Origin of the sequence: Streptomyces sp. NPDC006314 (genome assembly GCF_040613075.1) — a bacterium.
In the GTDB taxonomy this organism is placed as follows: domain Bacteria; phylum Actinomycetota; class Actinomycetes; order Streptomycetales; family Streptomycetaceae; genus Streptomyces.
Genome location: NZ_JBEXRL010000017.1, coordinates 102,480 through 112,588 on the forward strand (window position 1 = coordinate 102,480; position 10,109 = coordinate 112,588).

At 71.8% G+C, this 10,109-nt stretch carries 7 protein-coding genes and 1 pseudogene; 6 read left to right on the forward strand and 2 right to left on the reverse strand.

The genetic code is table 11. The features are described 5' to 3' along the window. The first annotated feature begins 12 nt into the window (after positions 1–12). The 3 genes and pseudogenes from ABZ079_RS27375 to ABZ079_RS27385 all read left to right on the forward strand — a co-directional run. The gene (locus ABZ079_RS27375; RefSeq protein ID WP_356942103.1) at positions 13–1,809 is read left to right on the forward strand and encodes an RICIN domain-containing protein; all 1,797 of its coding nucleotides are present in this window, start codon (positions 13–15) and stop codon (positions 1,807–1,809) included. Between the two features lie 118 nt (positions 1,810–1,927). Further along, entirely contained in the window at positions 1,928–2,746 is an 819-nt protein-coding gene (locus tag ABZ079_RS27380; protein ID WP_356942104.1) for an inositol monophosphatase family protein, read from the forward strand. A gap of 98 nt (positions 2,747–2,844) precedes the next feature. Next, positions 2,845–3,067: pseudogene (locus ABZ079_RS27385) on the forward strand (coagulation factor 5/8 type domain-containing protein); the annotation flags it as partial. Positions 3,068–3,074: 7 nt separating this feature from the next. Here the strand turns inward: ABZ079_RS27385 and ABZ079_RS27390 are convergent. Beyond that, a complete protein-coding gene (locus ABZ079_RS27390) occupies positions 3,075–4,028 on the reverse strand; it encodes an AraC family transcriptional regulator (RefSeq protein ID WP_356942105.1) in 954 nt (317 codons plus the stop codon). A gap of 133 nt (positions 4,029–4,161) precedes the next feature. On the opposite strand from ABZ079_RS27390, the gene ABZ079_RS27395 reads away from it, so the two are divergent. Beyond that, positions 4,162–4,509 (forward strand): ANTAR domain-containing protein, encoded by a 348-nt coding sequence (locus ABZ079_RS27395; RefSeq protein ID WP_356942106.1) that lies wholly within the window; start codon positions 4,162–4,164, stop codon positions 4,507–4,509. 15 nt (positions 4,510–4,524) lie between these two features. Here ABZ079_RS27395 and ABZ079_RS27400 read toward each other — a convergent pair whose 3' ends face one another. After that, a complete protein-coding gene (locus ABZ079_RS27400; RefSeq protein WP_356942107.1) occupies positions 4,525–5,691 on the reverse strand; it encodes an amidohydrolase in 1,167 nt (388 codons plus the stop codon). Between the two features lie 142 nt (positions 5,692–5,833). Here ABZ079_RS27400 and ABZ079_RS27405 point away from each other — a divergent pair, with 142 nt between their 5' ends. Further along, complete coding sequence (locus ABZ079_RS27405; protein WP_356942108.1) at positions 5,834–7,297, forward strand: ornithine decarboxylase; 1,464 nt, start codon at positions 5,834–5,836, stop codon at positions 7,295–7,297. Positions 7,298–7,707: 410 nt separating this feature from the next. Then, entirely contained in the window at positions 7,708–9,987 is a 2,280-nt protein-coding gene (locus ABZ079_RS27410; protein WP_356942109.1) for a catalase, read from the forward strand. Positions 9,988–10,109 lie beyond the last annotated feature (122 nt).

Consider the following 10,109-nt stretch of genomic DNA (forward strand, 5'->3'; position numbering starts at 1 on the left):
CAAGGAGCACCCGTGCGACTCTTGAGCAGAGCAGGCGGCACCATGGCCGCGACCGCCGCCCTGGTCCTGGGCGGTGGCGCAGCGCGCCCGGCGGCGGCCGTGACCCCGGCCGACGCCACCTACACCGTGACCGTGGGGACCCCGGTACCGTTCGCCCACCCCACGGACACCCCCGCCACCCCGTACGTCGACCAGGACGGCACCTTCCACTACCAGCAGTCCGCCGCGCTCTACGGCGCCGAGGACCCGCGCACTTGGGACTTCTACACCGGCAGGGACTTCGACACCGCCACGTACGACAAGACGCTCAGCAAGGCGGTCGACCCGGCCAACCCCGCCGACCGCAACGACGACACCACCTGGCGCTGCAACAACAGCCCCACCGGCAGGGAGGCGACGTACGCTCCGAGCGGCTCCCGCTACGCGCAGAAGAACTACTGCGACATGTCCGGGGTGTGGGTCGACCCCGACACCGGCTACTGGTACGGCCTGGTGCACAACGAGTTCACCCCGCAGCCCTTCGGCGACGGACTGCACTACGACGCCATCGACTACGCCGTCTCCACCGACCGGGGCCGCACCTGGACCATCAAGGACCATGTGATCACGTCCCCGTACAGCACCGAGCGCGGTGACACGACGGCCTTCCCGAACCAGACGTACTCCTACGGCGACGGGGACCAGCGCCTGTTCGTCGACACCGCCTCCGGATACTTCTACGTCTATTACGGCTCGCGGATCATCGACAAGAGCGGCGGCTGGAAGGCGTTCTACGAGCATGTCGCACGCGCCCCGCTCTCCGCGAAGATGGCGCCCGGCTCCTGGCGCAAGTGGTACGACGGCGCCTGGTCCCAGCCCGGCACCGCCGGCCGGGAGAGCAACATCGTCCCGGTCGACGCCGGCCACCCCACCGGCTACACCCCCGCCTCCGCCGAGTACGACCCGGCCGCCACCGGCACCGCCGCCGAGCAGATCGCGGCCGGGAAGATGCCCCCGACCTCGCCGCTGTTCGTCATGAACATCGCCTACGACGCCTATCTCGGCCTGTACATCGGCGAACCGCAGGCCGTCGACCAGAGCGGCGACTCACCGCAGTACCTGTACGCCACCGACGACCTGGCCACCCAGAAGTGGCACCTCATCGGCGACACCGGCGGCTACACCAACGCCTCCTGGTACCGCTGGTTCCTGGACGGCGCCAACCGCACCGGCTCCACGATCGTCGGCAGGACCTTCCGCTCCTACTGCTCCTTCGGTTGCTCCGACGACGCCTCGGGCGAGTACGTCGACATCACCATCGGCTCCTCCGCGCCCGCAGCCCCACCCGTGGAGACAGGCCGCCGCTACCGCATCGCCAGCGAAGCGGGCCGGTACCTCGCCCAGACCTCCGGCGGCTCCGCCATCACCTCGATCGCCAGGCCCACCGGGTCCGGCCGTGACTCCTGGATCTTCACCCCCACCGGCGATGGCGCCCTCACCGTCGCCAACGCCGCGAGCGGCCGCTTGCTGGGCGTCGACTCCACCGCCACCGCCGGCCGTGCCTGGGGTGCCAGGCCCACCGCCACCGCGGCACGGGCCGGCGGGCCCACCGTCGGACAGCAGTGGTTCGTGCTCCCGGCCTCCTCCGGGGACGGCACCTACCGTCTGGTCAACCGCTACAGCGGCCTCGTGCTCGGCCTCTCCAAGACCTCCGGCCGACTGGCCGAGACCACACCCCCGCGCAACTGGACGGACAGGAGCGGAACCTCCGTCGGCGGCGGCCGCATCGCGGCCGAACAGACCCTGTGCCTCACCCCGAGCGGGGTGTAGCCCGGACCCCGGACCGGGTGCTCCGGCCCGCGGCCCCCCGCCCGCACAGGATTCCCGCCTGTGCGGGCTCGGGCGTACCTCCATGGATCGTTCGACCGGTTCTGCCTATCCTGCGCCCATGTCGATCAACAACGGGGAATCCGGCGACGCACAGCTGGCCGTGACCGCGGCCCAGGCCGGAGCGGCTGTGGTGCGTGACCTGTACGGCAAACGGCTGGAGCGCTATGAGAAGTCCGCCGGTGACTTCGCGACGGAGGCGGACCTCGCCGCCGAGCGGGCCATCCTGGACGTCCTGCGCGAGGCCCGCCCCGAGGATGCGGTGACGGGAGAGGAGAGCGGACGTAGCGGCGCCGCCGGCGCCCGTCGCAGCTGGCTGGTCGACCCGCTGTGCGGCACTCTCAACTACGCCGTGCACACCAGGCTCGTGGGCGTGAACGTCGCGCTGCGTGTGGGCGCGGAGGTCACGGCCGCGGCGACGGCCGACCCATTCAGCGGCGAGGTGTTCTGGACCGACGGCATACGGGCCCAGGTCCGCGGGGACGGCACCGATGCCGAGCTGACGCCCTCGGCCGGCTCCGCGCTGGTGGACGTCAACCTCGACCCGCCGTTCCCGAACGCGCCCGGCTTCCAGGCCGCGCGCCTGCTGGCCGACCCCGGCTTCGCCGAGCGGTTCCGGCCCCGGGTCATTTCCAGCACCCTCGCCGTCGCCTGGGTCGCCGCAGGGCGCAGGGCCGCCTATGTGACCGACGGCGACCTGCGTGACAGCGTGCACTTCGCGGCCGGGATCGCGCTGTGCCGGGCGGCGGGCTGCACGGTGACCGGCCTGTACGGCGAGCCCGTGCACACCGGTGCGGGAGGACTGATCGCCGCCGCCGACGCCGAGACACACGCCGCACTGCTGGAACTGGTCAAGAACCAGGCGGACCGGCGGGGTTGACGCGGACGCGGCTCCGTCGACGTCACCCGCGCCAACGCCAACGCCAACGCCAACGCCATCGTCCTCGGACTCGGCCTCGCCACCCTGGTCCCGGACAAGAACGCGGCCGGACGGTCTTCTGCCGGAACCAGAAGGCGTACGACGCCCCGAACGCCGCCGCCATCACCCACGACGGCATCGTCGGCCACGCGGCCTACAGGGTCGCCGACTCCGTCACCACCCACGAGGCGTGGGGCCTGGGCAGCCACTGCGACCGCCGATCCGTCGATCGTCCAGGCCCACGGCATCCTGATGCCCACCACCCCGGGCATCAGGGTGCACGCCTTTTTCAGCCGTCGGACAGGGTCTCGTGCGGAGCCCGCCGGTAGGTGTCCCGGTAGAGGGCGGCGAAGCGGCCGGGATGGTGGAAGCCCCAGCGGGCGGCGATAGCGGTGACCGTGACACCGCTGCCGGGATCGGCGGCCGCCAGCTCGTGATGGGCGTGCGCGAGCCGTACCCGGCGCAGCTGCGCGAGCGGGGTCGTGTCCAGGTGACGGCGGAAGGCGTACTGCACGGCGCGTACCGTCACATGGGCCGCGGCGGCGATGTCGGCGACCGTGACGGGCTGGTCGGCATGGTCGTCGATGTAGGCGAGAGCGCGCCGCAGTACCGCCGAATGCGCGTCGGCGCGGTCGGCCGCGGTCGGCTCCGGCAGCGCCGTGCTGGGGAACGCGCCCAGGACGCTCGCCGCCAGGTGCTGGGCCGCCGTGGCGGCGATGAGCGGCTGGTCCGCGATCTCCGGATCGGACAGCACCGCGTCGCGCAGATGGGTGATGGTGTGGCTGAGGTGGCGGGCCGCGGCCGCCGAACGCGGCCGATGACCGGTCAGCCGCACCGGCTGCGGGCCGTCCGGGCCGGCGGCCACCTGCGCGAGCAGCGCCGGATCCAGCATCGTGATGTTGTAGCGGGCGTTGCAGATCCGCCCCGAGTACGGCAGGTCCGGCGGGGCGAACAGCACCACGTCACCCGGCCCGAAGGCGTCTTCGACACCGTGGAAGCCGTGGTCCTGCACGGTTCCCTCGTGGACGACGCACAGGCAGATCCTGCCCAGCGGCGTCACCGAATAGCTCATCTCGAAGTCCAGCGCGAGTTCGTCGACGCTCACCGCGGGGATACCGGCACGCCGGATCCGTGCACGGTTCGATCCGGGAGTAGCGCTGCCGATACGCATCCTGGCGTAGGCATGGCTGAGGAAGTCCTCCGTGACGTCCAGGTCGTCGCTGTCGAAAGTGAGCGATTCCATGGCCCCCACTTGCCCCCGAATCTCCGCACCATGTGCCCGCTGACCAGCCCTTTTTCGTTTTCTGTACAGAGGCTGGCCAAGGTGTTCGCCTGGTGGCTGTTCCTGGTGCGGCGTGCTGCGCAGGGTGAACGGCATGATCGGAAGTGACGAGCAGGCGGACCGGCTGAAGGCGCTGGAGGAAGAGGTGAACCAGCTGCGGCGGGCCGTGGTCTCGCACGCGCTCGTCGACCAGGCGATCGGCGTGGTCATGACCGTCGGCGGCCTCACCCCCGAACAGGGCTGGGAGGTCCTGAAACGCGTCTCGCAGCACACCAACGTCAAACTGCGGGAGGTGGCGCGCCTCCTGGTGCGGTGGCCGGCCCGCGGCCGGCTGCCCGAGGCGATCCACCGGGCGCTGACAGCCGCCGTGGAGCACGCGCGCGAGAGCCGCGCCGACAGCCGGGAGGACGAGCCGGAGGTGCGGTGCGGCCAGTTGGGCTGAACCGCGACGCGGCCCTCAGCCCTCGGTGCGGCGCAGGTCCTCCCACGCCCGGCGGCGCAGGTCCGCGTCCCGCAGCACGTCCACGGCCGTGCAGGCCAGCGCCTCCACGACGGCGGTCAGGACACGGCGGCCGCGCTCGGAGGCCGCCGCCTCGGCGAACTCCGGTGTGTGGTCGGAGCCGCCCGCACCCATGATCGCGACGAAGGGATGGATGGCGGGCACCCGGCCGCTGACGTTGCCGATGTCGGACGAGCCCAGGTAGACGCCCGGAGTGGGTGGGGTCAGGCTGATCCCGGCGCGGTCCAGATGCCCGGCGAATCGCTCGGAGAGCACCTCGCTGTCGCGGAAGTGCTCGTACCGCACGCTCGCGCGGTCCATCGTGGCGGTCGTGCCGGTCGCCCGGGCGACGCCCTCGGCGGCGGTGCGCAGCTGTGCCGCCAGCTCGTCCAGGGCAGCGGTGGTGAGCGCCCGCAGTCCGAAACGGCCCTCGGCGTACTCGGGCACGATGTTCGTGGCCGTGCCGCCATGGGTGATGATGCCCTGGACATGGGACCCCGCCGGCAGCCGCCGCCCGAGTGACGACAGCACGTTGAACAGTTCGATCAGCGCCGCCAGCGCGTCGACGCCCTCGGTCGGATTGCCCGTCGGATGCGCGGCCCGACCCCGGAAACCGACCAGGTACTGCTCCTGCGCGGTCAGCGGCGCCCGCATCCAGTCGTACACACCGGGGTGGAACATCAGGGCGGCGTCCACGCCGTCGAAGACCCCGGCCTCCACCTCCAGGGCCTTGCCGCCGCCGCCCTCCTCGGCGGGCGTGCCCACCGTCAGCACCGTTCCCTCGTGCCCGTCCAGCACGGCGTCCGCGACCAGGGCGGCCCCCAGTCCCGCGGCCGCGATCAGATTGTGCCCGCAGGCGTGGCCGAGGCCGGGCAGGGCGTCGTACTCCAGGGGAAAGGCGACGACGGGCCGCCCCCGTCCCGCGCGCGCCGTGAACGCGGTGGGCAGACCGGCGACCTCCCGCCGCACCTCGAACCCCGCGCGCTCCAGCTCGCCCGTGAGCAGCGCCGCCGCCCGGTGTTCGGCGAAGGCGGTCTCCGGGTCCGCGTGCAGGGCCAAGGCCACGGCCCACAACGCGTCGGCGCGTCGCGCGGCCTCCTCCCGGACACGGTGGTAGAGCGACACAAGGCCTCCTGCGGCTCGGCGGGCTCCTTACGTTGGGGGACCGGGTTCCACCCGAACGGCGGCCCGACACCGGCTCGGTGGGTTTGGGGCGCGCGGCGGGTGCAACACGGTGGATGCGGCACCGACCGGCAGGAGGACAGCCATGGAGCACTCACGCGTACCCGTCCTGGAGGCTCTGCAGGAGTTCCGGCGACGAGGGGACGTGGTGTACGGGCCACCCGGGCACAAACAGGGCCGCGGGACCGATCCCCGTGTCGCCGAGATCCTCGGGATGGACGTCTTCCGCTCGGACGTGCTCAGTCTGAACGGGCTCGACGACCGCCGTCAGTCCCAGGGGGTGCTGGAGCAGGCCCAGGAGCTGATGGCCGACGCCGTCGGCGCCGAGCACGCGTTCTTCTCGACCTGCGGCAGTTCTCTGTCGGTGAAGACCGCGATGTGCTCGGTCGCCGGGCCGGGGGAGAAGCTGCTGCTGTCCCGCAACGCGCACAAGTCGGTCATCGCGGCCGTCATCATCAACGGCGTGGAACCGATCTGGGTCCACCCCAAGTTCGACGCCGAACGGCACCTGGCCCACCCGCCCGAGCCCGACGACGTACGCGACCGGCTGCGGGAACACCCGGACGCCAAGGGCATGCTGCTGATCACGCCCACCGACTGGGGCACTTGCGCCGACGTCCGCGGAGTGGCCGACGCCTGCCACGCCTTCGACGTGCCGCTCATCGTGGACGAGGCGTGGGGCGCCCATCTGCCCTTCCATCCGGACCTGCCCGTGTGGGGCATGGACGCGGACGCCGACCTGGTCGTCACCAGCGTCCACAAGATGGGCGCCGCCATCGAGCAGAGTTCGGTCTTCCACCTGCAGCACGACCGGGTCTCGCCCGACGTGCTCAAGCAGCGCGAGGACCTGCTCGGCACCACCAGCGCCTCCTGCCTGGTGTACGCGGCCCTCGACGGCTGGCGGCGGCAGATGGTGGAGCAGGGACGCGAACTGCTGGACGCCGCCCTGCACCGCGCCGAGCGCATCCGGGCCCAACTGCGCGAACTGCCCGAGCTGCGGGTGATGGGCGGAGAGATCATCGAGGAGGGACTGGCCGCCGAGTTCGATCCGCTGAAGATCGTCGTCGACGTACGCGGCCTCGGCATCAGCGGTATGCAGGCCGCCGAGTGGCTGCGCGCGAACCGCCACATCGACGTGGGCGGGTCCGACACCTGCCGGATCAGCGCCTCCATCACCCACTCCGACGACGACGAGACCGAGAAGCTCCTCCTGGAGTCCCTGCGCTCGCTCGTGGAGCGCGCCGACTCCATCGAACGGCAGCCCGCCGTCCGGCTGCCCGAGCCCCGCGCGCTCGAACTGGAACAGGCGGTCCTGCCCCGCGAAGCCTTCTTCGGACCCGCCGAACAGGTGTCCGCCGAACGGGCCGTCGGGCGGATCGCCGCCGAGATGATCAGCCCCTATCCGCCGGGCGTGCCGGTCGTGGCGCCCGGCGAGGTGATCACGGCGGAGATCGTCGACTACCTGCGCAGCGGTGTCGAGCACGGCTTCCTCATCGCGGACGCCGCGGACCCCACCCTCAAGACCCTGCGGGTCGTGGCACGCACATGACCGGCGTATCCCGAACTGCGCGGGCCGGGGCCGGCGCCTAGGGTGACGTATGCGGGCGGGCCGGTGCTTGCCCGCCCCGGGTCAAGAAGCCGGCCCTTCTGGCGAAGACTTTTTCCGGCAGAGGGCCCTTGGCCCCGTCCGGCGGTCTCCGGGTCCAGTGTGTCCGGCGGGCCTGCCGTCCCGGCAACTCGATATGAGACGGCCCGACTTCACCCCGACCGGGAATCCCCCGCGATTCCCGGTTTCGGACGCCCTGGCCCGGGGACCTCGGTACGAGGGCCACGCCGACCCCTTTCATGTGTTCTCTCTGAATTGTTCATGTTGTCGGCTGCATGATCCGGGCCCGGCACCGCGCGTCTTCCTCACCCCGCCCGGGCCGGACCCCCGTGACCAGCGAAGGAACGGTATTGATGAGCGAGACCAACCCTCTCAAGCGAGCGGCGGACAAGGTGGCGGGCGCCCTCCAGGGTGGGCACACCGGACCGGAGGAGGGCATCCCAGGAAAGCCGGGCCCCGAGTCGCCGTCGGTCGCCGAGCCGACCGAGGCTCGGGAGCCGCTGCCCCCGAAGCCCGACCAGAGCGGCCCGGACACCGTCTCACCGACCGGGCAGCCGACCGGCGCCGACCAGGCACGGATGGCGCAGAGCGGCCGCTATCTCACCAACGCCCAGGGCACGCGGCTGTACGACACCGACCACTCACTCAAGGCGGGTCCCCGCGGCCCGGTGCTCCTGCAGGACCACCATCTGCGGGAAAAGGTCATGCACTTCGACCACGAACGCATCCCCGAGCGCGTGGTCCACGCCCGCGGCGCCGGAGCACACGGGGTGTTCCGCAGCTACGGCACGGCGGCGAACGTGACGAAGGCGGCCTTTCTCGCCGAGGACGTCGAGACACCCGTCTTCGTGCGCTTCTCCACCGTGCTGGGCTCCCGCGGCTCTTCCGACACCGTCCGCGACACCCGGGGCTTCGCGACGAAGTTCTACACCAGCGAGGGCGTCTTCGACCTGGTCGGCAACAACATCCCGGTGTTCTTCATCCAGGACGCGATCAAGTTCCCGGACGTCATCCACGCCGGCAAACCGCACCCGGACCGGGAGATCCCGCAGGCGCAGAGCGCGCACGACACCTTCTGGGACTTCGTCACCCTGCACACCGAGGCCACCCACCACACGCTGTGGAACATGTCCGACCGGGGCATCCCGCGCTCGTACCGCACGATGGAGGGCTTCGGCGTCCACACCTTCCGCCTGGTCAACGCCGCCGGTGAGACGACTCTGGTGAAGTTCCACTGGAAGCCGAAGCTGGGCGTGCACTCCCTGGTGTGGGAGGAGGCGCAGATCGTCAACGGCGTCGACCCGGACTTCCACCGCCGGGACCTCGCCGACGCCATCGAGGCGGGCGCCTACCCGGAGTGGGAGTTCGGCATCCAGACCTTCCCCGACACCCCCGACCAGACCTTCGAGGGCATCGACCTGCTGGACCCGACGAACATCGTCCCCGAGGAGCTCGCCCCCGTGCAGCCCATCGGGCTGCTCACCCTGAACCGCAACCCGTCGAACTTCTTCGCCGAGACCGAACAGGTCGCCTTCCACGTCGGCCACCTCGTCCCCGGCATCGACATCACCGACGACCCGCTGCTGGCCGGCCGGCTCTTCTCCTACCTGGACACCCAGATCACCCGCCTGGGCGGCCCCAACTTCCCGCAGCTGCCCATCAACCGGCCGCACGCACCCGTCAACGACATGCTGCGCGACGGCATGCACCAGACGGCCGTGCACCGGGGCGTGGCTCCCTACCGCCCCAACTCCCTGGACGGCGGCTGCCCGTTCACCGCCGGGGCGGACATGGGAGCGTATGTCGAGACACCCGTCCGCGTCCCGGAGGCGACCAAGGTCCGCGAGGCGCCCGAGTCGTTCGACGACCACTTCAGCCAGCCGCGCCGGTTCTGGCTCAGCATGAGCCCGGTGGAGCGCGAGCACATCATCGGGGCCTACACCTTCGAACTCGGCAAGTGCTACGAACAGGCCATCCGGGAGCGGGCGTTGCAGGTCCTGGCCAACATCGACCCGGAGTTGTGCGCGGGCGTCGCCGCCGGCCTCGGCCTGCCCGCCCCGGAGCCCACCGTGCACCTGGCCGACGTCGAGCCGAGCCCCGCCCTCTCCCAGGTCGGCCACACCTGGCCCACGGACGGCCGGATCATCGGCATCATCACCGGGCCCGACGGCGACCTCGACGGCGTACGGGCCGTGCGCCGGGAGGTGCTGGACAGCGGCATGGTGCCGCTCATCGTCGCGCCGACCGGCGGCACCCTGGGCGCGGACACGGACGCCCTGACCGTCCAGCGGACCTACGCCACCGCACGCTCCGTCGAGTTCGACGCCCTGTTGGTGGCCGGCACGCCCGGGGTCGGCGCCGACGCCTACGGCGCCCGCGACGCCAAGGCCGGCCTGCCCGCGACCCAGCAGGCCACCCCCGACCCCCGGGTCGGACTGCTGCTGGCGGAGGCGTTCCGGCACGGCAAGGCCATCGGCGCGGCCAAGGGCGGCGACAGCGCGCTGGAGGCGGCCGGCATCCCGCTCGACGCCCCGGGTGTGGCCGTCGGCGACGGCGCCACGAACGTGCTGCAGCAGCTCATCCGACTGCTCGGCGCGCACAGGGTCTGGGAACGCTTCCCGTCCGCCGCCTGACCGACTCGGTTCGCCCACGGGTCCGGGCCGCCTCGGCGGCCCGGCCTCCCGCTGTGTCCCGCAGTTGTTCGGCCGGCATGGCACCGGACCGGCACGGGACACGACCAGGCCGGCGCCGAACC

Coding starts and splice junctions, on each gene's coding strand:
- ABZ079_RS27380 (WP_356942104.1), top strand. CDS start 1,928: ATGTCGATCAACAACGGGGAATCCGGCGACGCACAGCTGGCCGTGACC.
- ABZ079_RS27390 (WP_356942105.1), bottom strand. CDS start 4,028: ATGGAATCGCTCACTTTCGACAGCGACGACCTGGACGTCACGGAGGAC.
- ABZ079_RS27395 (WP_356942106.1), top strand. CDS start 4,162: ATGATCGGAAGTGACGAGCAGGCGGACCGGCTGAAGGCGCTGGAGGAA.
- ABZ079_RS27405 (WP_356942108.1), top strand. CDS start 5,834: ATGGAGCACTCACGCGTACCCGTCCTGGAGGCTCTGCAGGAGTTCCGG.
- ABZ079_RS27410 (WP_356942109.1), top strand. CDS start 7,708: ATGAGCGAGACCAACCCTCTCAAGCGAGCGGCGGACAAGGTGGCGGGC.